General features: G+C 55.2%; 22 protein-coding genes. 6 read left to right on the top strand and 16 right to left on the bottom strand.

All coding sequences use genetic code 11. The features are described 5' to 3' along the window. Positions 1-92: 92 nt before the first annotated feature. The gene (locus PXC00_RS12840) at positions 93-773 is read right to left on the bottom strand and encodes a DUF1129 domain-containing protein (protein ID WP_275844127.1); all 681 of its coding nucleotides are present in this window, start codon (positions 771-773) and stop codon (positions 93-95) included. After that, a complete protein-coding gene (locus PXC00_RS12835) occupies positions 736-1,104 on the bottom strand; it encodes a PadR family transcriptional regulator (protein WP_275844126.1) in 369 nt (122 codons plus the stop codon). Before PXC00_RS12835 ends, PXC00_RS12840 begins: the two co-directional genes overlap by 38 nt. 186 nt (positions 1,105-1,290) lie before the next feature. Between PXC00_RS12835 and PXC00_RS12830 the strand changes: the two genes are divergently transcribed. Further along, positions 1,291-1,590 carry a DUF2089 family protein gene (locus PXC00_RS12830; protein WP_275844125.1) on the top strand — a complete coding sequence of 100 codons (300 nt, stop codon included), beginning with the start codon at positions 1,291-1,293 and terminating at the stop codon, positions 1,588-1,590. Then, a complete protein-coding gene (locus tag PXC00_RS12825) occupies positions 1,587-1,859 on the top strand; it encodes a hypothetical protein (RefSeq protein WP_275844124.1) in 273 nt (90 codons plus the stop codon). Before PXC00_RS12830 ends, PXC00_RS12825 begins: the two co-directional genes overlap by 4 nt. 101 nt (positions 1,860-1,960) lie before the next feature. Here PXC00_RS12825 and PXC00_RS12820 read toward each other — a convergent pair whose 3' ends face one another. The 8 genes from PXC00_RS12820 to PXC00_RS12785 all read right to left on the bottom strand — a co-directional run bounded on the left by PXC00_RS12820 (position 1,961) and on the right by PXC00_RS12785 (position 12,160). Further along, positions 1,961-3,433: an NCS2 family permease gene (locus PXC00_RS12820; protein WP_275844123.1), complete on the bottom strand. Its 1,473-nt coding sequence runs from the start codon at positions 3,431-3,433 to the stop codon at positions 1,961-1,963. Between the two features lie 224 nt (positions 3,434-3,657). Then, a complete protein-coding gene (locus tag PXC00_RS12815) occupies positions 3,658-5,427 on the bottom strand; it encodes a phosphoenolpyruvate carboxykinase (GTP) (RefSeq protein WP_275844122.1) in 1,770 nt (589 codons plus the stop codon). Positions 5,428-5,553: 126 nt separating this feature from the next. Then, positions 5,554-6,564, bottom strand: coding sequence for a tRNA (adenosine(37)-N6)-threonylcarbamoyltransferase complex transferase subunit TsaD (gene tsaD / locus PXC00_RS12810; protein ID WP_275844121.1), 1,011 nt, complete (start codon positions 6,562-6,564; stop codon positions 5,554-5,556). Positions 6,565-6,593: 29 nt separating this feature from the next. Then, a complete protein-coding gene (locus tag PXC00_RS12805) occupies positions 6,594-7,346 on the bottom strand; it encodes a helix-turn-helix domain-containing protein (RefSeq protein ID WP_275844120.1) in 753 nt (250 codons plus the stop codon). Between the two features lie 130 nt (positions 7,347-7,476). Next, complete coding sequence (gene rimI, locus PXC00_RS12800; RefSeq protein WP_275844119.1) at positions 7,477-7,956, bottom strand: ribosomal protein S18-alanine N-acetyltransferase; 480 nt, start codon at positions 7,954-7,956, stop codon at positions 7,477-7,479. Further along, entirely contained in the window at positions 7,953-8,783 is an 831-nt protein-coding gene (locus PXC00_RS12795) for a putative RNA methyltransferase (RefSeq protein WP_316934997.1), read from the bottom strand. Before PXC00_RS12795 ends, rimI begins: the two co-directional genes overlap by 4 nt. A 61-nt stretch (positions 8,784-8,844) precedes the next feature. Beyond that, on the bottom strand, positions 8,845-11,457 hold the full coding sequence (gene polA / locus PXC00_RS12790; RefSeq protein WP_275844117.1) for a DNA polymerase I: 2,613 nt from the start codon (positions 11,455-11,457) through the stop codon (positions 8,845-8,847). A gap of 22 nt (positions 11,458-11,479) precedes the next feature. After that, on the bottom strand, positions 11,480-12,160 hold the full coding sequence (locus PXC00_RS12785; RefSeq protein ID WP_275844116.1) for a pentapeptide repeat-containing protein: 681 nt from the start codon (positions 12,158-12,160) through the stop codon (positions 11,480-11,482). Between the two features lie 214 nt (positions 12,161-12,374). Here PXC00_RS12785 and dusB point away from each other — a divergent pair, with 214 nt between their 5' ends. The 3 genes from dusB (at position 12,375) to PXC00_RS12770 (ending at position 16,210) form a co-directional block, all read left to right on the top strand. Further along, positions 12,375-13,361: a tRNA dihydrouridine synthase DusB gene (dusB, locus tag PXC00_RS12780; RefSeq protein WP_316934996.1), complete on the top strand. Its 987-nt coding sequence runs from the start codon at positions 12,375-12,377 to the stop codon at positions 13,359-13,361. 212 nt (positions 13,362-13,573) lie between these two features. Continuing rightward, positions 13,574-14,935, top strand: a complete 1,362-nt coding sequence (locus tag PXC00_RS12775) for a hypothetical protein (RefSeq protein WP_275844114.1) — start codon at positions 13,574-13,576, stop codon at positions 14,933-14,935. Between the two features lie 240 nt (positions 14,936-15,175). Beyond that, entirely contained in the window at positions 15,176-16,210 is a 1,035-nt protein-coding gene (locus tag PXC00_RS12770; protein ID WP_275844113.1) for a LacI family DNA-binding transcriptional regulator, read from the top strand. 191 nt (positions 16,211-16,401) lie between these two features. Here PXC00_RS12770 and PXC00_RS12765 read toward each other — a convergent pair whose 3' ends face one another. Then, positions 16,402-17,343: a ComEC/Rec2 family competence protein gene (locus PXC00_RS12765; RefSeq protein ID WP_275844112.1), complete on the bottom strand. Its 942-nt coding sequence runs from the start codon at positions 17,341-17,343 to the stop codon at positions 16,402-16,404. 58 nt (positions 17,344-17,401) lie between these two features. Beyond that, positions 17,402-17,671: a hypothetical protein gene (locus tag PXC00_RS12760; RefSeq protein WP_275844111.1), complete on the bottom strand. Its 270-nt coding sequence runs from the start codon at positions 17,669-17,671 to the stop codon at positions 17,402-17,404. A gap of 272 nt (positions 17,672-17,943) precedes the next feature. Here PXC00_RS12760 and PXC00_RS12755 point away from each other — a divergent pair, with 272 nt between their 5' ends. Continuing rightward, positions 17,944-19,476 carry a phosphohexomutase domain-containing protein gene (locus tag PXC00_RS12755; RefSeq protein ID WP_275844110.1) on the top strand — a complete coding sequence of 511 codons (1,533 nt, stop codon included), beginning with the start codon at positions 17,944-17,946 and terminating at the stop codon, positions 19,474-19,476. Positions 19,477-19,494: 18 nt separating this feature from the next. Here PXC00_RS12755 and spoVAD read toward each other — a convergent pair whose 3' ends face one another. From spoVAD to PXC00_RS12735, 4 genes are all read right to left on the bottom strand, one after another. Then, complete coding sequence (gene spoVAD / locus PXC00_RS12750) at positions 19,495-20,505, bottom strand: stage V sporulation protein AD (RefSeq protein WP_275844109.1); 1,011 nt, start codon at positions 20,503-20,505, stop codon at positions 19,495-19,497. A gap of 27 nt (positions 20,506-20,532) precedes the next feature. Then, positions 20,533-20,976, bottom strand: a complete 444-nt coding sequence (gene spoVAC, locus PXC00_RS12745; RefSeq protein ID WP_275844108.1) for a stage V sporulation protein AC — start codon at positions 20,974-20,976, stop codon at positions 20,533-20,535. A gap of 43 nt (positions 20,977-21,019) precedes the next feature. Continuing rightward, positions 21,020-21,307 carry a late competence development ComFB family protein gene (locus PXC00_RS12740; RefSeq protein ID WP_275844107.1) on the bottom strand — a complete coding sequence of 96 codons (288 nt, stop codon included), beginning with the start codon at positions 21,305-21,307 and terminating at the stop codon, positions 21,020-21,022. 118 nt (positions 21,308-21,425) lie between these two features. Beyond that, positions 21,426-23,399, bottom strand: a complete 1,974-nt coding sequence (locus PXC00_RS12735; RefSeq protein WP_275844106.1) for an NAD(+) synthase — start codon at positions 23,397-23,399, stop codon at positions 21,426-21,428. Positions 23,400-23,450 lie beyond the last annotated feature (51 nt).

Below are 23,450 nucleotides of genomic sequence, written 5' to 3'. Positions count from 1 at the left end.
AAAAACGCTGTCGGGAAAATTTCCTGACAGCGTTTTTTTATGGGAAGGGGTCCGGTCTGCGCTTTTCCATACCGGGCGTTTAGCAGGTTTCCTTACAGCTCCAGGTTATCGAGCACGCGGTGCGCCGCGTACAGCAGGATAATCACGGCGCACACAGCCCAAATCGGGGCGGTGAAAAGCACACCGCGCCCAAACCACGTGACCAGCAGACAGACCGCCATCCATCCGGCGCCGAGCAGAAACGCTTTCCGGCGGAATTGACGGCCGTGGTTTTCGGGCTGCAGAGATTTTTTGCAAATCCACATGACCAGTGCAGGAGCAATGACAAGAATCATTCCGGTCAGGGCAACAGTCGATAGCGTGATCGAGATTTCCGGATGCAGGGGCTGCCGCGCAAACAGAGCCTGCAGAAGTGCCAGGGTTCCGTCTGCGAACAGCAGGCTGACGGCGCCTAAAATGGACAGGGACAAGCAGAGCGTATCCAAAAAGGCAAGAACTTTTTGACTGCGAGTGCGTGCAGGCAGGCTTGCGATGATGTCATCGCAGAATGCCTTGTAATCTTCTCCGATAACCGAGCGGATGCCTTCGCCGCGCTGCTGTGCGGCAAGCACCATTTCGGTTAAGTCCCGCCGCACAAACTCCTGGTCGTATTCAGATAGTTCCGCAACGCGCAGGTAGCAGATGAGGTTTGTTAAGTCCTCCTGATTTTCGGGCAGGATCGCTTTGTCCAGTGCGTTATTGATTCGGTTCAGTGCTTTGGCTTTTCGATTCATGGGTTTGGTTTCCCTCCATTCCGAAAACACGGTTAACTGCTTTTTCTAAAGCAGACCAGTTTTCATAAAATTGGTTCAGTGCTGTTTCGCCGGACGCGGAAAGGCGAAAATACTTGCGCTTTGGGCCGACTGCCGATGCTTGGAACTGTGCGGTGACCAGGTCACTTCGCTCCAATCGCAGCAGAATCGGGTAGATGGTGCCTTCTGAAACCTCAGAAAAGCCGAAGGAGCGCAGCCTTTCGGAAATTTCGTATCCGTAGGTTTCATTTTCCTGAATGATTTTTAGAATGCAGCCTTCCAGCGTGCCTTTGCGCAGTTGTGCAGCTTGCAATGTTTTCACCACCTATCTTGCAATACCATGTAGAGTGACTATATTGTATCGCATACTAGTGCGTTGTGTCAAGTTCGGCGAGGAAATTTCCAATGCGTTTATTATAATTAAAGAAATTCGAGTACTTGACTTTAATATTATTTATGTTATAATCAATTATGTTAAACAGTGAAAGGAGGATACACGATGGAAATTGATGAAATTCCGCATTGGCTCCTTGCTTTAGAGCAGGAGGATGTTTCGTTTTTGCGCAATTTTGTTTTGCACTCCGGCTCGCTGAAAGAAATTGCAAAGCTGTACGGTGTTTCTTACCCGACGGTGCGCCTGCGTCTGGATAAATTGATTCAAAAAATCGAACTGAATGACCGGCAGGAGGAACCGTTCCCCGCATTTATCAAGGAACTGGCGGTAGACTCGAAGATTGATTTGGAAACCGCAAAGCTGATTTTAAAAAAATTTGAAAGTACAAAGGAGCAAACCGTATGAAGTATGTTGGAATTACGCTTATCGCTGTCGTTTTGTTACTGCTGCAGAACGCGCTGTGCAAAAAGCGGAGCGCCGCATTTTTGTTCCTGCTGCCGGTGCTGAGCATAGCCGGCGGACTGGTGTATCAGGCGGTCACACTGCACGCGGTGCAGCTTGCCGGGCTGACACCATTTTTGCTTGCTGCAGGCTGTCTGCTGCTGTTTGGCGCCATCCGCCGCGCAGAGCACCGCACAGCAGAGATGGAGCATATGAAAAGCCAGGATTTGTAAGTTGCGTGCAAGCAGAAGATGCAAAAAGCACTCCGGTCAGCAAATGACCGGAGTGCTTTTTTTAAAATCTGGAATCCGGCGCAAACCTCGCCGGTAAAAAGTCAGATAACAGCCTGTACCACAAAATTCAGAACAAACAGAGCCGTGACAACCCACAGAACCGGGCTGACTTCCTTTGCCTTGCCTTTAACGGTTTTGACAATACAGTACATGATGAAGCCCATAGCGATGCCGCAGGAGATGCTGTAGGAGAGCGCCATGAAAACGCCGGCGAAGAAACCGGGAATGGCTTCTTCCAAGTCAGTCCACTCGATTTCCTTAAAGGACGACAGCATCATAATGCCCACGGCAATCAGTGCCGGCGCGGTTGCGCAGGCAGGTACCGCGCTGATGAGCGGTGCGGCAAATGCACTGAGGATGAACAGCAGTGAAGTAAAAACACTGGTCAGACCGGTGCGGCCGCCCACACCGATGCCCGCGCTGGATTCGACAAACGTAGTGACATTGGAGGTGCCGATGACAGCGCCGGAAGTGGTTGCAACCATGTCTGCAAACAGTGCGCGGTCCATCTTGGTGCTGACGCCTTTGCCCTGGGAAAGGGTGCCTTCGTCAGAAATGTCGAAAATGCCGCTTTTGGAGCCGGTACCAATCAACGTGCCGACGGTGTCAAACATATCGGTCATGCTGAATGCAAAAACAGTCATGAAAACGGTTGGCAGTGTCGCCGGATTGGAGAACAGGTGCCCCATGCCTTCCGCCCCGAACGCCGCGCCAAAGGTCTGCGGCAGCTGGCTGATGGCTTCGCCGAAGCTGATGGTCGTGCCGCCGCCCAACTGCGTAACACCAAATGGAATGCCCAGGATTGTAACAGCCGCAATACTGATGAGGATGGCACCTGGCACTTTTTTCACCAACAGGATAAAGGTGAGGATGATGCCGACCACTGCCAGTAAAACGAAGGGGGTGTTCAGCTTTACCAGTTCCGGTACTGCACCGGCAGTGGCCGTAACAGCGGTTTTGGTAATGTCAATCGTGTTTTTGCCGTCTGCGCTCACATAGTTGCCGGGGTCAACTGCAAACTGCAGCAGACCGGCATTTTTAATGCCGATGTAGGCAATAAAGATGCCAATGCCGCCGCTGATTGCAAAACGGAGGCTTTTGGGGATGGATGTGATAATCAGGCGCCGCAGTTTGGTGACGGTGATGACCATGTTTACAATGCCGCAGATGAAAACCATGGCCAGCGCTTCCTGCCACTTAAAACCGAGCGCAAAGCAGACCGTGTAGGTAAAAAATGCGTTCAGCCCCATGCCCGGCGCCTGCGCGTAAGGCACGTTGGCAAACAGCCCCATCATCAGCGTGCCGATGACGGATGCAATGATGGTGGCGATGAAAACCGCACCCCAGGGCATACCTGTCTGCGAAAGCACAGACGGGTTGACCATGATGATGTAAGCCATGGCGAAAAATGTGGTAACGCCGGCCATTGCCTCTGTGGCCACCGTGGTGTGGTTTCCCTTCAGGTCAAAAAAGTCGCCTTTGGGGTGAATCGGACGAGTGGAATGTTCCTCCATAATGCAGTGTACCCTCCTGTATTGAAGAATAAAAATGAATAACTTCATTATAAATTATTCGTAAAGGTTTTGCAACATTTCGGACAAAGAATCCTCTTGAAAAATTAACATATTATTCATATATTGCAGCGGTACAGCAGACAGCAAGCAAACAGCCGCAGAGAAACTCTGCGGCTGTTTGCGGATTCTAGGAAATTTATGAAAAAGAAAAGGAAAAACAAAAGTTATTGCAGGCGGGCTTTCAGGCCGTCAAGCTCTGCGGCGAGTTCTTTGGGCAGCTTGCTGCCGAACTTTTTGTAGAACTCCTCGATACCCTGTGCCTCTTTCTGCCATTGGGTTTTGTCGATGGTCAGGATTTCTTTCAGCGTATCCTGGCTGACTTCGTCCTCGATGCCCTCCAGATTGATATCCTCGGGCTTCGGCACATAACCAATCGGGGTTTCGACCGCATCGGCTTTGTTGTCGCAGCGGTCCAAAATCCAGTCCAGTACACGCAGGTTGTCGCCAAAGCCGGGCCACTGGAAGTGCCCGTCTTTGTCCAGACGGAACCAGTTGACGTTGAAGATTTTCGGAGCTTTGTCACCAAGCTTTTGCCCCATTTCAATCCAGTGATTGAAGTAATCGCCCATGTTGTAGCCGCAGAATGGCAGCATGGCCATCGGGTCGCGGCGGATAACGCCCACGGCGCCGGTAGCGGCAGCGGTGGTTTCGGATGCCATAATGGAGCCTACAAACACGCCGTTGTTCCAGTCGCGGGACTGATAAACCAGCGGAGTGGTCTGAGCGCGGCGGCCGCCGAAGATAATGGCGGAAATCGGAACGCCGGCGCCCTTGTCAAATTCAGGGCTGATGCACGGGCAGTTTTGGGCAGGAGCTGTAAAGCGGCTGTTCGGATGCGCGCCCTTTTCGCTGCTGGTTTTGCCGTTCCAGGGGTTGCCCTTCCAGTCGACTGCGTTTTCCGGCGGGTTCTTGTCCAGACCCTCCCACCAAACGGTGTTGTCGTCCAAGTTCAGTGCAACGTTGGTGAAAATGGTGTTTTTCTTTGTGGAGGCCAGGGCGTTCGGATTGGACTTCGCGTTTGTGCCCGGCGCCACGCCGAAGAAACCGTTTTCCGGGTTAATTGCCCACAGGCGGCCGTCCGGCCCAATGCGCATCCAGGCGATATCGTCGCCGACAGTGAAAATCTTGTAGCCTTTCTTTTTGTAGCCCTCCGGCGGAATCAGCATGGCAAGGTTGGTTTTGCCGCACGCAGACGGGAACGCCGCAGTGACGTACTTAATTTCCCCCTTGGGGTTCTGGATGCCGAGAATCAACATATGCTCTGCCATCCATCCCTCTGTTTTGCCCTGATAGGAGGCAATGCGCAGTGCAAAGCATTTTTTGCCAAGCAGGACATTGCCGCCGTAAGCGGAGTTGACGGAGATGATGGTGTTATCTTCGGGGAACTGGCAGATGTAGCGCTTTTCGGGGTCAACGTTGCACTTGCAGTGCAGGCCGCGCACCCAGTCATTGCTGTCACCTAAAACGTCCCAGATCTTGTTGCCAACGCGGGTCATAATGGACATATTGAGCACCACATAAATGGAATCGGTGACTTCGACGCCGATTTTCGCGAAAGGCGAGCCGACCGGCCCCATGGAGAACGGGATGACGTACATAGTGCGGCCCTTATAGCTGCCGCGTGCGATGTCATACAGCATTTTGTAGCACTGCTGCGGATCCATCCAGTGGTTGGTGGGGCCTGCATCCTCTTCTTTTCTGGAGCAGATAAAGGTACGGTTTTCTACACGTGCAACATCATTTTCAGCGGTGCGGTGCAGCAGGCAGCCGGGCAGCTTTTCATCGTTGAGCTTAATCATCTCACCGGTCTGAATTGCTTCCTTGCGCAGGGTTTCCAGCTGCTGTTCGGAACCGTCAATCCACAGCACGGTGTCCGGTGTGACCAAAGCCTTCATTTCATCAACCCAGCTCAGCACAGATTTATTCGTAGTCATACGACGCTCTCCTTTCGGCCCAAATGGCCCTTGACGATATTGATAGGTGACCCATCACTTTTCATTATAGTACAAATTGCGACAGGAAACAAGACAAAAATGAATTTTTGCGAAACTTTACTTTCATCAATTCGCTTCCATGGGCATTTCGGGGCGCGCATTTAAATCATTTTCGGCGGTGTGACCTGCTAAAAATTCATAGTAAGCCTGCGCACCGACCATGGCGGCGTTGTCGCCGCACAGCGAAAGCGCCGGCCGGAAAAACTGCCAGCCGCGCTCAGCACAGGCTGCTTCCAGCCGACGGCGCAGCAGGCGGTTCGCACTGACACCGCCGGCAATCACCAGCTTGGTGGAGCCGGTTGCTTCGGCGGCTTTTAAGAAGTTGCGCTCCAGGCAGTCCACCACCGCGCAGCGGTAGGAGGCGGCAAGGTCTTTAGTCGGCAGCTCCTCGCCGCGCTGTTCGGCGTTGTGAATCAGATTGATGACCGCGGTTTTCAGCCCCGAAAAACTGAAATCATACGGTGCGCCGTCCACCCGCGGGTGCGGTAGGGAAAAGGCGTGTTCGTCCCCGCCCTCCGCGGTTTTGTCCAGTTCAATGCCGCCGGGGTAGGGCATTCCCATGGCGCGGGCGGCTTTGTCAAAGGCTTCGCCGGCTGCGTCGTCGCGCGTTTGTCCCAGTACGCGGATCTCGGTATAGTCTTTCACGTGGACAATGTGTGTATGCCCGCCAGAAACGACTAAGCACAAAAAAGGTGGCTTCAGCTCCGGGCTGGTGATGTAGTTTGCGGCGACATGACTGCGCAGATGATGTACGGGAATCAGCGGCTTGTCTGCAGCCATGGCAAGGCCTTTGGCAAAGTTGACGCCCACCAGCAGCGCGCCAATCAGCCCCGGTGCATAGGTCACCGCGACGGCATCCACATCGGAAAGCTGCAGCCCTGCGTCAGCCAGAGCCTTCTTGGTAACGGGTACCACGGCTTCGCAGTGGCGGCGGCTGGCGATTTCCGGAACCACGCCGCCGTACAGCTTGTGCTCCTCCACCTGAGAAGCAACTACGCTAGACAAAACCGTGCGTCCGTTTTCCACAATCGCTGCGGCGGTTTCGTCACAGGAACTTTCCAATGCAAGTATTTTCATAAACTGACTCCTATATTGAAAGATTGATTTTACAGCAGCGCATAAAAAATCGGGATGGTCAGATACAGAATCCATCTGGGGTGCCACTTGTTAAAAAGGAAACCCACCAGCAGATAAAGGATGGTGATAAACACCGGAAATGCGCTGACGATGCCGGAAAAGAAGATCGGTATCATCAAAAAAATCAGCCAGCCGGGGTGCCACTGCTGAAAGCAGAAGCCGAGCGCAAGGTAAAGGAATGTTGTCAGCAGCGTGAACACAGGCAAGGCAAGGCTGTGCAAACTCGGAATCACCGTGAAAAGCAGCTGCAGCACGAGCACCGACAGAATCGGCGCGGTTTCAGCGATGGTTTGTGCGGCGCGCATACCCGCAGGCGGCTGGACCGCATGACAAAACGGTTGCGCATACTGCGGCGGATTGGTGTAAGCGCGGGGACCGGCGTTTTCGTTCGGTGCACCGCCACCGGTAGGTACGGCGTGCTCCGTGGCGGAAGCTGTGCCGGTGCCTGCCGAATCAAAGGGCTCTGCGCGGTACACGGGAGCATCGGCATCCGGCAAAGGTTCCGGCGGTTCGACCGGCCCGTCGGTTTTCAGCAGTTCGTCAAGGGATACCCGGTACAGACGCGCGAGCAAAATGAGGTTGTCGGTGTCCGGCGAGGATTCGGCGCGCTCCCATTTGGAAACCGCCTGCCTGCTGATGCCCAGTTTTGCGGCAAGCTCTTCTTGAGAAAGGTTGTTTTTCTTGCGCAACTGTACTAAGCGGTTTGCAATTTCAATATTCATGTGTGAAATCTCCTTTACCTGTTTTCTGGTAAAAGCATACCAGAGAAAGCGGGCTGCGAACCACCGTTTCTGCTTTTCATCCGCGCAACTATTGGTTGCAGGGGGCTGAAATCCGCGAAAAATCGCTGCCTTAGCGGAAATGACCGGCGCTGGGTGCGGGCGCTGCTTCGGCAAAAATGCGTGTTAAAATCAGGGCATCCTCCGTGGGCTTGGAGTAGAAACCCCGTCTGCGTCCGGCTTTGGAAAATCCCAGCCTGGCGTACAGGGCAAGCGCCGGAGCATTGCTTTCGCGCACTTCCAGCGAAACGAACTGCCCGCCGTGCTGCCGGGCATAGTCGAGCAGCGCGCACACCACTGCCTCACCGACGCCGCGCCGCCGCAGGGCGGGAAAAACAGCAATGTTGTCCACGTAACCTTCGCCGCACACAAAGTGCATTCCGCCGTAGCCTGCCGGCACGCCGTCCAGCAGGGCGACCCGGAATACGGCGGTGTTACTCGAAAGCTCCGCCCGCAGTCCGGCTTCTGTCCAAGGGGCGGAAAAACACGCCTGCTCCATCTGTGCAACGGCGGCGAGGTGCGCTTCCGCCATGGGAACCAGAATCAAGCTCATGTTGCGTCCCTCTCATACACCAGAAAATCAAAGCCGATTTCCGTGGTCAGCTCCGAAACGTGCTGTAGATTGTCGCGTCCCGCCTTCGGTGTTTTCCACGAGTACGGCGTCATGGCAAACAAATCCTGCACCGCCTGACCGGTGAGGTGCAGGCTGCCGCGCACCGGCACGCGGCGCACGAACCGGAAGCCGGGATATGCGGTGTCCTTTTCCGCATTTTCATACGGTGCGTCATACAGAATTTCTTTCAGCGCAAATAAGTGCCGCGCACTGGGAACTGCCAGAAGGAAGTACCCGCCCGGTTTGACCACACGGCGAAATTCTTCCGGAACCACCGGCGCGAACACATCGGTGAGCAGGTCGGCGCAGCGCTCCGGCAGTGGCAGGGAAAAACTGCTTGCCACAGCAAAGGAAATGTCCGGAGCGGCCTTGGCGGCAAGCCGCACGGCAGCCTTGGAAATGTCGCAACCGAAAGTTTGCGGCGCTTTTCCGGCGGCGCGCAGGGCTGCCGTCAGCCGCTCGGTGTAAGCGCCCTCTCCGCACCCGGCGTCGATGACAACCGGACTTTGGCTCTGCAGCAGACCGCACGCCAGCTTGTTCAGGGCGTCGCTGAAAATGCGGTAGTGTCCGGCAGAAAGGAACCGCCGCCGCGCCGCAACCATTGCCCGGTCATCACCAGGGGCTTTGCTGTGCTTTTTGTTGGGCGGCAGCAGATACAGGTACCCCTCTTTGGCATAATCAAAGCTGTGGCCGTTTTCACAAGCGACAGAATGATTCCTATTTGTATTATATAACGGTTTATTACAAATTGGACAAGTAAAATACATAGCGGATAAAATACTCCAAGTATTAAAATATAAAAGCAAACGGGTTGTATAAACCGAAAAATCAGGCTTTCGCCTCATACCAGGTTTTTCCGGACTTTGCATCGGCGGTCAGCGGCACTGCCAGCGCAACGGCGTGCTCCATTTCCTCCTGCAGCAGGACTGCGGCAGTTTCGGCTTCTGCTTCGGGCGCTTCGACAATCAATTCATCGTGCACCTGCAGAATCAGCCGGGCGGCAAGCCCCTCTTTCTGCAGGCGGTCTTCCACATGAATCATGGCAATTTTAATGATGTCTGCGGCGGCGCCCTGAATCGGCATATTGCGCGCCACGCGCTCGCCAAAAGAGCGCAGGTTAAAGTTGCTGCTGGAAAGTTCCGGCAGGTACCGCCGCCTGCCAAACATGGTCTCAGCATAGCCTTTTTCCTTTGCCTCGGCAACCACACGCTGCATATAGTCGTTAATGCCGCTGTAATGCTGCAGGTAATCCTTGATATAGGAATCCGCTTCCTGCCGTGCGATGTGCAGCTGCTTGGAAAGCGAAAAAGCGCCAATGCCGTATACAATGCCGAAGTTGACGGCTTTGGCACGGCTGCGCATCAGCGGCGTGACCATTTCCTCTGGCATATGAAACACCTGTGCTGCGGTCGTGCGGTGAATGTCCGCGCCGCTTTGGAACGCAGCAATCATGTTTTGGTCGTTTGCAACGTGTGCCAGCACGCGCAGTTCAATCTGCGAATAATCCGCGTCAATCAGTACGCAGCCCGGTTTGGCAACAAAGAACCGACGCAGCTCACGGCCAAGGTCGGTGCGTACCGGAATGTTCTGCAGGTTCGGCTCAGTGGAGCTGATGCGCCCGGTGCGCGTTTCCGTTTGGTTAAAGCTGGAGTGGATGCGCCCATCCGGCGCAATGACCTTGAGCAGACCGTCGCAGTAGGTAGATTTCAGCTTGCTGACTGTGCGGTACTGCAGAATCATTTCTACAACCGGATGGTCGTACCGCAGATTTTCCAGCACAGCGGCGCTGGTGGACCAGCCGCTTTTTGTCTTTTTGCCGTGCGGCAGCCCCAGTTTGTCAAACAGCGCTTCGCCCAGCTGCTTGGGACTGTTCAGGTTAAATTCATACCCGGTCTGTTCCCAGATTTCTTTCTGAAAGGCTTGCACCTGCTGCTCCAGCTTCGTGCCGTAGGCGGCAATGCCGGCGCGGTCCACGGCAAAGCCGGTTTGTTCCATGTGCGAGAGAACGCGTGCCAGTGGCTGCTCGATGTCCCGCAGAAGCGGGGTTTCACCCGAATCTTCGATTTTTGCCGCCAGGGTTTTGCAGAGCTGCGGCAGTGCGCAGACGCGGGCGCAGCCGCTCAGGGTGTCAGCACGCAGCAGATCTTCCGGTTGGACGTTTTCCATGGAAACATCCTCTGCCAAGGGCACCCCATATTCTTGACATAGGCGTGCGTAGTCGTAGCCGCTGGCGGTTGCGTTCAGCAGGTACGCTGCCAGCAGCGCATCCTGTGCAAGGTTCAGCTGTGCGCCGGCTGCCGCAGCGGCGGCAAACAGCGGCTTGCTGTCGTAGGTAAAGCAGGGCAGCGAAAGCGCGAAAACGCGTTTCCATGCGGCAGGGTCTTCTAGCAGATAGGCGTTTCCGCCCTGCGCAACGGAAAGGCGCTGCAGCTCGCGTCCTGAAAAATCTCCCAGCAGGCAGATGCTGCCATCCTTTTGCAGCGCGGCGCACAGCGCGTCGATGTCCGGATGCAGATACAGGTGCACAGCGGCGGGCGTTTCTTCGGCAGTTTCAGCGGCAGGTGCGGGTACACTGCCCCAGTCCATCTTTTCCAGCAGTTTAAAGAATTCCAAGCGGCGCATCAGCGCGGCGGCCTCCGCCTGCTTCGCGGGTGCCTTTACATAATGCGCAGGGTCGTCATCAATCGGTGCGGTGGTGCAGATGGTGCCGAGCTCCTGCGAAAGGTAAGCGCTTTCTTTGCCGTCGCGCAGCTTCTGCCGCAGGTTTTCGCGGATGTCCAGTTCGTCCAGGTGCGCATACAGATAATCAATCGAGTGATATTTCTGAATCAGATCTCCCGCGCCTTTGGGGCCGATGCCGCGCACGCCGGGAATACAGTCGGAGGAGTCGCCCTGCAGGGCCTTGATTTCAATCATTTCCCTTGGTGTGACACCATAGTCCTCACGAATGCGCGTTTCATCATACAGCGTGACCTGCGGCTGCCCGTATTTGGTGGTTGCCAGACGCACGGAAACGTAAGGCCCGACCAGTTGCAGGCTGTCGCGGTCCCCAGTGGCAATGACACAGGTGTCGCGATGCTCCGTACAGGCGCGCCCAAGCGTGCCGAGAATGTCGTCTGCTTCGTACCCCTCGCAGGTGACCAGCCGGTATCCGAGCAGCGTTAGCAGCTCCTTGAGATTGGGCAGCTGCTGGGCTAGTTCCTCCGGCATACCGTGACGGTTGGATTTGTAGCCGGCGTAGCGCTTGTGGCGGAAGGTGGGTGCCTTCAGGTCAAACGCGATGGCGACCGCATCGGGCTGCACTTCGCCCTCCAGCTTCTGCAGCATGGTCAGAAAGCCGTAAATGCCGTTGGTGTACAGACCGTCCTTGGTTGTAAGGAGCTTAATGCCGTAAAAGGCACGGTTCAGAATGCTGTTGCCGTCCAGGACGAGTAATTTCATGGAAACCTCCCGGTAAATCCAGTTAGATGTTCGTGTGGTTTTCCGCGCTCACGTCCTTGACGGTCACACCCAGCAGGGTGGCCAGCTCTGCAGCCTGCGTCAGGTTCACTGTGCAGCCCTTGAGCTCAGTCGGCGGCGCAGACAGGGTCAGCGCCGAAAGTGTGTTTTCCGAAAAGTCAATGCCGGTCAGCGGCGTTTTGAAAAAACAAGTGTGTACAAACTGGCAGTCCCGAGCAGAGAAGTTTTTCAACTTGGTTTCCTCAATAGATGCATCGGTGAAGTTGCAGCCGGTAAACTCAATGTTTGTCATTTTGGCGCGGTCAAAGCAGGCATACTGGAAGGTCGTTTGATCCGCGTCGACCCGGCGGAACACAGAACCGTCAAAATCAGCGCCGACACAGCGGCAGTTGACAAACCGGCACCGCTCAAAGGAAGTGTCCGTAAACACACTGTTGGACAAATCGCAGTTTTTAAACAGCACGTCCACAAAGGTAGCGTTTGCAAAGGAGCAGTTGGTAAATGTGCAGCGGGAGAATATCCCCTGGTACAGGTTGAATCCGTCCAGATCCTCCTGTAACAGGGCTTCTTTGCGGACCAGCAGGTCGTCCATCTGCATTTCCTCCTGCAGGTAAGGGCGTACATATCTTAAAAAGTTTTCCGGCGCAAAAAGCGAATCCGGAGTTGGCAAGGTTGATTGCTGCAAGTGGGGCACCTCCGTTCATTTTTTCAAACATTTATTATACCACGATTCCGCGGCGCGGAAAAGGTGGGAAATGCCTTACCGGAAAGAAAATGTACCGAATACTTTTGTCTGCGTAAAAAAGCGTGTATAATAGACGTACAAAGCCGGCCGCGCGCTTCTCTGCGGTTTGGACGAACTGCTCCGGCGCTGCCGGTACGGAAAGGACTTTCTGAAGTTGAAAATCGGACAAGTGGAACTGACAGGACAGGCGCTGCTGGCGCCCATGGCGGGCGTGACAGACCGCGCTTTCCGCGAACTTTGCGTGCGCTTTGGCGCGGGGTACTGCGTTACGGAAATGGTCAGCGCGAAGGCGCTGGAATATGAGGATAAGAAGACAGCCGCGCTCATGGATATTGGCTCGCGGGAGCACCCCTGCGGCATTCAGCTTTTCGGCAGCGAGCCTGCCGTGATGGCGCTTGCAGCCAAGCGAACGCTGGCATTCGGCCCGGATATTCTGGACATCAATATGGGCTGCCCCGTACCGAAAATCAATGCCTCCGGCAGCGGCGCGGCGCTGATGAAGAATCCGCAGCTGTGCGGGGAAATTGTGCGCGCGGTAAAAGAAGCGGTGGATGTGCCGGTAACGGTCAAAATCCGCACCGGATGGGACAGCAGCCATATCAATGCGGTCGAAGTGGCAAAAACCTGCGTGCAGGCTGGCGCAGACGCGATTGCGGTGCACGCCCGCACCAAAACGCAGATGTACAAGCCCGGCGTGGATTGGCGTGTTATCCGCGCGGTGAAGGAAGCGGTCAGCGTGCCGGTCATCGGAAACGGTGATGTGACCGGGCCGGCTGCTGCGGCGCATTTGCTGGAGCAGACCGGGTGTGATGCGGTGATGATCGGCCGCAGCGCCATGGGCAACCCGTGGATTTTTCAACAAATTAACGCGGCCCTGCGTGAGCAGGTGGCAATGGTGCCGGAACCGGGCATTTATCAGCGTATGACCGTGATGCTGCAGCATATTGCGGACATGGTAGCATATAAAGGCGAGCACCGCGCCATGCGGGAGGCGCGCAAGCACGTTTCCTGGTACCTGCATGGTCTGCGCGGCGCCGCGGAGTTCCGCAGAAGGGCCGGCGCGCTGGAAACATACCGCGATCTGGAACTGCTGGCGCGGGATATTCTGCAGGAAAACCATGAGGCGGAGCAGTGTCTGTAAATGCGGGAAATCCGCGCTTTTGGCGCTTCGACGGGGAAAAAGCGGAAGAACCCCTGCCGTACGGCAGAAAACAAAGGTTTATAAGCGAACTGCGTCACACGATAACGCTTGTATTTGCGCCCCGGTTTGTGTTAAAATAAGAAACACTGAAAAGTGGAAGACATACCATGCGGGCGCTGCCGTCCCCCGCTTTGTACTGGAGGTACAATATAGTGAAAAAAAAGACAGTTCGTGCGCTGCTTTTGCTCTTCATATGCGTTTTTACAGTTGCGTCAATCAGCCTGACTTCATGGGCGGAAAGCGGCGGCGGAGCCATCACCGCAACACCGGCGGCTTCGGATACACCGGCATCCGCGCCGGCAAGTGAAACTGACACGCCGTCTAAGGAGGAAATTCAGTCTGAAGCGCCGACGCAGTCAGAGGAAGCACCGACTTCGCGGGAAGAATCCACTGCGGAGGAATCAACGCATTCGGAGCGGGCGGAGTCAGAAAAAACCGTGTCGCGCGAAGCTTCCCGCAGTGAAAATCGGCCGGCTTCCCGTACCAGCAGCAAAAAGGAATATGTTGATCCTGACGATGTGGTCAGCAGCGGCAAAGCCTCCATTGCGGAGCGCCCGAATACTTACGAAAGTCATATCAATCAGAATGCAGAGGCCGTTGCCAGTGCCTCTCCCAATGCCAATTCGGAAAACTGGGACGACTTGCTTTCCGGTGTGTCCAGTACGGCTTCTGTGGTTTCCTCGACGACCGTGAGCATGGCGACCGGCGGCGCCGGTACCCTGACAAGCGGAAAAAGCGGCGGCACGTCTTCTTTGTTTTTAATTGGCGTGGGCTTAATTGCCGCTGCTGTGTGCGGCATTGGCGCATTTATTTATCTGCAGTTTTTCTCGCGCAAGCACCGCGGCGGCGGTGCCAGCCCGCGCGATGATGATACATTTGAGGACGGTGAAGGTTTTGCATATACCACCACCGAACTGGATCGTATGGCCTCGGACAGCCGCGGGCAGACAGGCGGCAATCCTGCGGCACATGCTGCGACGGCGACGGTCATTCCCCACCGGATGCCGGAGGTAATGCAGGACGATACCATTGATACATTTACCGATATCAACTCCAGCAGCGATGGGATTCAGCACCGCGAAGAATACGAGGAATTTGTGGAGCGTACGAAACCGCCGATTGTTCCGAAACCGGCAACACGCACCGCACCGCCTGTTTATAAACCGGCAAAGCCGGATGCGGAAACGCTGACACTGCCGGAGCTGGCTCCGGACGAGGCAGCGCAGAGAGCGCGGCAGTCGCAGGCGGCACGGGTGCAGTCCCGCCGCCGCCAGCCGCCGCTGACTTCTAACGCTGTTCCGCGCAACCTGCGTGGACGCCCCACAGCGGCACAGACGCCTGCGGAACGCACGCCGGCTTCCCGACCAGCCCGACCGGTGGTGCCGCGTCAGGCCACTGCACCGCAGCCGGAACATCCGGTGCAGAAGCCGGCGCAGTCTGCCGCGTCGCACAAGTCCCTGCGCGGGGATAACTTCGACTGGGATAAATTTTTGAATGATAACCGCCATGATTGAGTGCGGCTGTACAGTGAAAAAGCAGAGCTTCGGCCGTCTTGCGGGAAGGTCAAAGCTCTGCTTTTTGCCGTATTTCTTAGAAAGCGCAGAAACACGGAAGATGCGGAACCGGAGAAAAGGCTCTTGCGCTCCTACAAAATTTCGCGTATCATAAAAGCAAATAATCCGGGAGCGAATGGGATTGCACCTGAAACCCATTTCATCATAAAGCGGCGAACGGCACAGGCGAGGGGGATTCGGATGGATAAAAAAGAAATCACTATTTACGATATTGCACAGGAAGCGGGTGTGTCGCCCGCCACGGTTTCCCGCGTGCTGACAAAGAACGCGGCCGTCAGTCCGGCAAAGCGCGAAGCGGTGGAAGGGCTGATTCGCAAGTATAAATTCCGTCCGAATGCGATGGCCAGAAGCCTGAGCGATACAAAGACAAAAATTCTGGGGCTGTTGGTGGCAGACATTCGCAATCCGTACTATGCGGCGCTGTCTGTTGCCTGCGAGGAGGCGGCGAACCAGCAGGGCTACACCGTGATGCTGTGCAACGCCTTGAGTGACAACCGCTTGGAGGACAGCAACCTGGAGAAAATGTATGAGCAGCGGGTGGATGCGGTCATTCAGATTGGCTGTCGTGCCGATGATCTGGTTTCGGACTCCGCTTATGCCGCACATGTGAACCGAATCAGCCGAACAATCCCGTTTATCACAACAGGAAAACTGGACGGAACAGACTGCTACCGGCTGAACATTGACGACGTTGCCAGTATGCGTATGATTTTTGAATATCTGACTTCGCTGGGACACCGCCGGATCGCCTTGCTTGGCGGACAAAAGAAGATTCAGTCCACCTATGACAAATGGCAGCAGTATATTTACCTGATGGGCAAATATGAGCTGACATTTCATGAAGCGTATCTGCAGGAGGGGGACTACTCAGAAAAGGCGGGATACCGCTGTATGTTGGAACTGTTGGAGCTAAAAAAGCCGCCTACGGCGGTCATCGCGGTGAATGATTTTACCGCGGTAGGTGCGCTGAAAGCCGCTGCGGAAAAAGGCGTGCAGGTGCCCCGCGATATTTCAATTATCAGCTTTGACAACACGTTTTTGTCTGAGATCTCCACCCCCAAGTTGACCAGTGTGGACTACAATTATGCGGCGTTTGGGCAGCGGTTGATTGAGATTGCGGTCAAAGCGATTCAGAACCAAAAAATCCCCAAGGAACAGCTGGTTACGCCGACGTTGGTCATTCGCGATTCCTGCACGCAGGCGCAGGAGCGCTGACGGGACGAACCTGTGCGGGAAAAACAAAGCTGCCCGCTTGCTGCTTAAAGGGGAAACCATCCACTATGTGAAATCGGTTTCTAAAAATATACTACAAGAATGTGCTGCGCAGAATTCGACTTTTTCTGTTGTAACTTGCTTTTTAAAAGAATCCGGCCGGAATATTATTCAGAGAGCAGATTGTGAAAAGTTTACGTGTGGGTCGCACTGGCAAGCCCGGTTTCAAAGGAGATGGTCTTGCCGTCTGTCTGCGCGCAAATGGTCTTTTGTTCGTCTGTGCGGTAAATTTTTACACCGGCGCTTTTCAAGTGTGAAAGCGTCTGCGGTGCCGGGAATCCATAGTCGTTGCCGCGTCCGCAGGAAATGACTGCCGCAGTTGGGGAAACAGCTTTTAGAAAAGCGGTCGTCGTGCTGGTCTTGCTGCCGTGGTGACCGCATTTGAGGACATCCGCGTGCAGGCTGACGCCGCTTTTTACCATTTCCTGCTCACTTTCTTTTTCGGCATCGCCGGTAAACAGAAATTTTTTCGCCCCGATGGTGACCATTGCCACAGCGGAGTAGTTGTTGAGTTTGGTGTACTGGGCCTTTTTCGGTGCCAGAAGCGTGATGCTGCATCCGGATTCGTTCAGCAGCGTCAGACCTGCCTTTGCCTGGGTTGCAGTGATTTTTTTCTTCTTCATTTCTTTGAGCAGGTTGGTGTACAGTTTGGTGGTGGGCACGTCGTCGTCAGCAACGCGCGGCATCACGTACTGTCCGATTTCAAAGTTTCGCAAAACCTGCAGCATACCGCCGATGTGGTCCGCGTGCGGGTGGGTGGCAATCACAATGTCTAGCTTGGAAATGTTCAGCCCCTTGAGAAGCTTAACCAACCCTTTGGCGCTTTCAGAAGTGCCGGAATCAATCAGAACGGTTTTGCCGTCCGGCAGCTGCAAAAGCTCGCTGTCACCCTGCCCCACATCGAAGTACCAGATGCTCGCTTTTTTCTGCAGAGCCGCAGCGGACGCTGTGGCTTCGGATGCGGTGCTGCTGTTTGTGCGCGGATTTAGGGCGGCGGCATCCTCCGGCAGCTGGCAGCCGCTGAGCAGAAGTACTGGCGCAAGCACCGCCGCAAGCAAACGTAAAATTTTTTTCATAAGTCCTCCTTGTCAAAAAAAGACCGCCCGTTTGGGGCGGTCTCATTTGTTCAGCCAATTATTTTGTGTTGTCGTCGCCTTTGCTGCCAAACAAATTAAAGCGGAAAAGCATGGACTCATCCTCCGGATTGTCGCAGGAAATGTAGCAGGAAGCAATTTTTCCGCCTTCAATCAGGCTGGTCAGCCCGACAAGCTGGCACAGCTTGCTTTTCAAGTTCAGTTTGTCGCCTTCATCAGATACCAGATAAACATTGCCTTGGCACCGGTCAAGCAGTTCTAAAAACTTTGGGACATTCACATCATGTAGTTCCAGTAAAGAATCTGCCATATCCGCATCCCCCTTCATGTGTTCAGAAATCTTCGAAAGAATTCTTTGCAAGTATGACTAGTTTTATTATAACAGGCGTTTCCTTTTTGTCAACCAATATTCCGGCAAAACAGACGCCAAATTTCGACTATTCCTATAAAAATGCTTATTTTAATAAAATATTTTTATTTGTTTTGTGCATTCCGCCTAAGCACTTGGTTTTACAAATCGACCGCGCTGCGGTATAATAGAAAAAATCCGCGTACCTGCGGAACTCAGGGAGGAATGATCATATGCTGAATGCAGACTGGAAACATTTTAAAAGCGGAACGGATATTCGCGGCGTTGCCAGCGCAGGCGCGCCGGACGGCCAGCCGATTGATTTGACTGATGAAACGATTGAAAAGATGACCGCGGGGTTTGTGCTCTGGCTTGCCGCCAAGACCGGCACCGCACCGCAGAACCAGACGGTTTCGGTGGGGCATGATTCCCGGATTTCCGCCGCACGCATAGAAGCAGCGGTGCTGCGCGCGCTGACCGGCGCGGGCTGCCGCGTGCTTCGCTGCGGGCTTGCTTCTACGCCCAGTATGTTTATGACGACCGTTGATCTGGGCTGTACCGGCGCTGTGCAGATTACGGCGAGCCACCATCCGTTTTTCCGCAATGGGTTAAAGTTTTTCACGCGTGAAGGCGGTCTGGAGGGCAGCGAAATTGAACAGATTCTGGAGCACGCACAGAATGGAGACACACCGCCCGCCCTGCAGGGAACCAGCGAAACGGTGGACTACATGGCACAGTACAGTGCACGTCTGCGCAAAATGATTCAGGACGGGGTCAAGGCAGCGGATTATGCGCATCCGCTGACCGGTTTCCACATTGTGGTGGATGCCGGAAACGGCGCGGGCGGTTTTTACGCGAAGGATGTTCTGGAGCCGCTGGGCGCGGATGTTACCGGCAGCCAGTTTCTGGAGCCGGATGGTATGTTTCCAAACCACATTCCAAATCCGGAAAATGAAGAAGCTATGAAATCCGTCTGTGCGGCAGTTATGCAAAGCCATGCGGATCTTGGCGTGATTTTTGATACAGATGTAGACCGCGGCGGTGCGGTGGACCACCGTGGCAGGGAGATTAATCGCAACCGTTTAGTCGCGCTTGCAAGCGCGATTGCCCTGGAAAATGCGCCCGGCGGAACCGTCGTGACCGATTCCGTGACCAGTGACGGGCTGAAAACTTATATTGAAGACGTTCTCGGCGGAAAACAGCGCCGGTTTAAGCGCGGATACAAAAACGTCATTGATGAGGCGCTGCGGCTGAATAAAGCCGGGGTGGACTGTCCGCTTGCCATTGAAACCAGCGGCCACGCCGCCATGCGCGAAAACTATTTTTTGGACGATGGTGCGTATCTGGTCACCAAAATCATTATCAAGACCGCCGTCCTGCGGCGGCAGGGCAAAGCACTGGAAGACCTGTTTGCTGCCCTGCCGGAGCCGGAAGAAGCCGCAGAAGTGCGCCTGCCGATTTTGGCGGAAGATTTTCGCACGGCAGGTGAAGCAGTGCTGGAAAGCCTGCGCAACTGCGCAGCCCATCAGCCGCACTGGCACTTGGTGCCGGACAACTGTGAGGGCGTGCGCATTTCCTTTGATGAGCGCGCGGGCGATGGCTGGGCACTGCTGCGCCTGAGCGTGCATGACCCAATTCTGCCATTAAACATGGAAAGCAACATTGCGGGCGGTGCTGCGATGATTGCAAGCCAGTTGTATGTGAATCTGCGCACACATACGGACATTGACGCTTCGCCGTTGGAAACGTTTATTGCCAATGACTGACGCGGTGTTTGGCAAAATTCAGGTTTCGCGGTGCAGGTGAATCGCGTGTGCAATGCCGACGATGCTTTCACCCTGCTGTAGCGCTGTGGGAGACATCAGCGCACCTGTGGCGGCAAACAGCACATCGTTGAGGGCGCCTGCCTCCATCTGCTTAAACACATAACCGCAGACTACCGAACCGCTGCAGCCGCAGCCGGAGCCGCCCGCGTGGACATCCTGCTTTTTGCGGTCGTAAAGCATCAGGCCGCAGTCGTTATGGTTTGTTTCCAGATTCCAGCCCGCTTTCCGCATGATTTCGCGCAGCAGGCTGCTGCCGACATAACCCAGGTCGCCGGTCAAAACCAAATCAAAATCCTGCGGCTTGGTGCCGGTGTCGGTAAAGTAATCGGTTAAAGTCCGCACGGCGGCAGGCGCCATGGCGGCGCCCATGTTGTTGGCGTCGGAAACGCCAAGGTCGGTCATGCGGCCAAACGTGACTTCCCGCACGGAAATGGCGCTTGGGCGGTGTCCCAGCACCGCTGCGCCCGCGGCGGTGGCGGTCCACTGCGCTGTTGGGGTTCTCTGCCCACCATATTCCAGCGGAAAGCGGAACTGCCGCTCCGCAGAGCAAAAGTGGCTGCTGGTCACGGCAACCGCATTTTCCGCTGCACCGCTGCTGACGAAAACAGAGGCCATGCCAAGCCCCTGCGCCATGGTGGAACAGGCGCCGTACTGCCCCAAAAACGGAATGCCCAGACCGCGCAGACCGTAAGTGGAGGAAATGCATTGGTTGAGCAGGTCGCCGGCAAAAATGTACTGGATGTCGGCTGATTTCAGATGTGCTTTTTGAATGGCGGTTTTCACCGCCTCTGTTTGCAGCTTGCTTTCCGCTTTTTCCCAGCTGTCCTCACCCAGTGTGGTGTCATCGTGGGTGGCATCAAAGTACGCTTTCAGCGGGCCTTCACCTTCCTTTTTGCCGGCAAAGGAACCACTGCCGAGAACATAGGCGGGCGGGTCAAGCTGCAGCGTGTAGCTTCCTATGCGCTGCATAGTTCATCAGCTCCTTTCGCTGCGCTTTCAGTAGAGATGGAAAAGGTACAGAATCAATCCGTAAATTACGCTGGCGGTGGTGCCGTAAACCAGCACCGGCCCGGCCACAGTGAACATTTTCGCGCCGACGCCGAGCACCAGCCCCTCGCTTTTAAACTCCATGGCAGGAGAAACAATGCTGTTTGCAAATCCGGTGATGGGCACAATGGTGCCGGCACCGGCGTGTTTGGCCAGGTTATCGTACACCTTGCAGGCGGTCAGCAGGGCGGCAAGTCCCACCAGTGTGACAGAAACCCAGGTGCGGGCCACCAGCAGGTCCTTTACAAGCAGCAGGTACAGATTGCACAGCACCTGCCCCAGCGCGCAGATGGCACCGCCAACGCAGAAAGCCCAAAGACAGTCGACAAACAGATTGCTGTTTGGCGAAGTTTTTTCATACATGGTTTGATACTGCTGCTGTGATAGCTGCATAACAAAACCCCCTTTGGAAGTAGCTTTTCCAAAGGGGGTTTTGTTATGCAGGACAGGAGCGTTCTTCGTCGTGGCGCGGATTGCTGCGAACCAGCATGGCGCCCTTTGCAATCTCGGTGGCAATATCCATTTCGTGCTGTTTCTCCATCGTAAAGGTTTTGGCATACAGCGCGCCGGATCGGCTGACAACGTAGTGGGGCGGCAGGCGATTCAGCGCATAAGCAACGATGTCGTTATGGCAGCGTTCGCACTGGCAGCAGCCCAGACTGTCCTTCATTTTTTCATACATTTCCTCGACCATGTTTTCCATGATGTTTTTGTAGGTTATCATTCTGCGCACGTCCTCCCATCCAAGACCGATGAACAAGAAGAGGGAATTTCCTCTAATTCCACAAGTATAACATTAAAATCTCAAAAAATCAAGGAATTATACTTAAAAAGTAAATATATTACCGAAATGCTTTGTTTGAAACCTGCAGCGCCTCCAACTCATCCATCCAAAGCCTTGCACTGGCATCGCTGGGCATCCGCCAGTCGCCACGCGGAGAAAGCGTGACGCTGCCGACTTTTGGGCTGTCGGGCAGGCAGCTGCGCTTGAACTGCTGGCGGAAAAAGCGATGATAAAAATTTTTCAGCCAGTGGTAAAGTTCTGCAGACGGATAAATGCCGGCGAACGTGTCCTGTGCCATACGGAAAATTTTGGACGGAGAAAATCCGAAGCGCAGAACATAGTACAGGAAATAGTCGTGCAGTTCGTAGGGACCGACCACTTCTTCGGTTTTCTGTGCGATTTCCCCGTCTTTTGGGGGCAGCAATTCAGGGCTGACGGGTGTGTCCAGCACATCCAGCAGGATGCGGCCAATCTCTCCGCCGAAGGACTGCGCGGCGTATCGCACCAAGTGCCGCACCAGGGTTTTCGGAATGGAGGCGTTGACACCGTACATACTCATGTGGTCGCCGTTGTAGGTTGCCCAGCCAAGTGCCAGTTCCGAAAGGTCGCCTGTGCCGATTACCAGACCGGCTTGCTGGTTGGCGATGTCCATAAGAATCTGTGTGCGCTCGCGCGCCTGGCTGTTTTCGTAGGTGACGTCCTGCACTGCCTCGTCGTGACCGATATCTGCAAAATGCTGGTGCACTGCGGCGCTGATGGAAATTTCGCGGAAGGTTACGCCCAATGCGCGGGAAAGCCCCTCCGCATTGTTTTTGGTTCTGCCGGTGGTGCCGAAGCCGGGCATGGAAACGGCGGTAATGCCGCTTCGCGGCAAACCAAGCAGGTCAAAAGCGCGCGCGGTTACCAGCAGGGCAAGCGTGGAGTCCAGTCCGCCGGAAATGCCGAGCACTGCCGCGTGAATGCCGGTGTGCTTCAGGCGGGTTTTCAAACCGTTTGCCTGCAGGGACAGGATGCGTTCGCAGCGCTCCGCGAGGTCTGCTGTGTCCTGTGGCACGAAAGGCGTGCGTGCAAACCGCCGCTGCAGGCGGCTGCGGTCAAACGCATAGGAGTAGGAAAAGGGAACAGTGGGCGCCGGCGTGCTGCTGTCCATCCAGGAGGAAGCCCGTCGGCGCTCCTGCAGCAGGCGCTCCAAGTCGGTGTCGGCGGTCAGAATGCCGGTTTCAAATAATTGAGACGCGGCGAGCACGGTGCCATTTTCCGCAATCAGGTCGTGTCCGGCAAAAACCAGGTCGGTGGTTGACTCTCCTTCACCGGCGTCTGCGTATACATAGGTGCAGAACAGGCGGGCACTTTGCGTGCGAACCAGTTCCTGCCGGTACTCTGCTTTGCCGATGATTTCATCGCTGGCGGAGGGATTTAACAGCAGCGTTGCGCCCGTCTGCGCCAGTTCTGTGCTGGGCGGCGCAGGTACCCACAGGTCTTCGCAGATTTCCACACCGATTTTCAGGTCGGGACGCTCCGCACAGGCGTACAGAATGCCGCTGCCCAGCAGCGCAGTCTGCCCCGCAAATTGTACGGTCAGCGGTTGGGCTGGTGCGGGTGTGAACCAACGGCGTTCATAAAACTCGCTGTAATTCGGCAGGAAACGTTTTGCAGTCAGCCCCAAAAGGGTTCCCGCACAGCAGACCGCCGCGCAGTTGTACAGGGCGGCACCGTGCGGCACCGGAACGCCAATGACAGCCACCAGTGGCAGGTCCGCAGTTTGAGCGAGGATGCTTTTCAGCGCATCTTCCGCTGCCTGCAGCAGGGTGCGGTCATGGAACAGGTCGCCGCAGGTGTAGCCGGTCAGGCACAACTCCGGAAAAACGACCGCACCCACATTCTGCGCGGCACAGGCGCGCATTTGTTTCAGTACGGCCTGTCCGTTCGTTTTGCAGTCTGCCACCCGGATGCATGGAGTGGCGGCGGCGGTACGAAAAAAACCGTCGCATGGCACAGCGTCGTCCTGCTTTTTTGTTTGCGGTTCTTTCATCAAACAAACCTCCTTCAGCGTAAAAGAAAAAGGCGCTGCAGCCTGCGGAGA

Source organism: Caproicibacterium argilliputei (assembly GCF_029211325.2).
In the GTDB taxonomy this organism is placed as follows: domain Bacteria; phylum Bacillota; class Clostridia; order Oscillospirales; family Acutalibacteraceae; genus Caproicibacterium; species Caproicibacterium argilliputei.
Note: the sequence above shows the minus strand (reverse complement) of the source record. Positions and strands in the feature narration are given on the sequence as shown.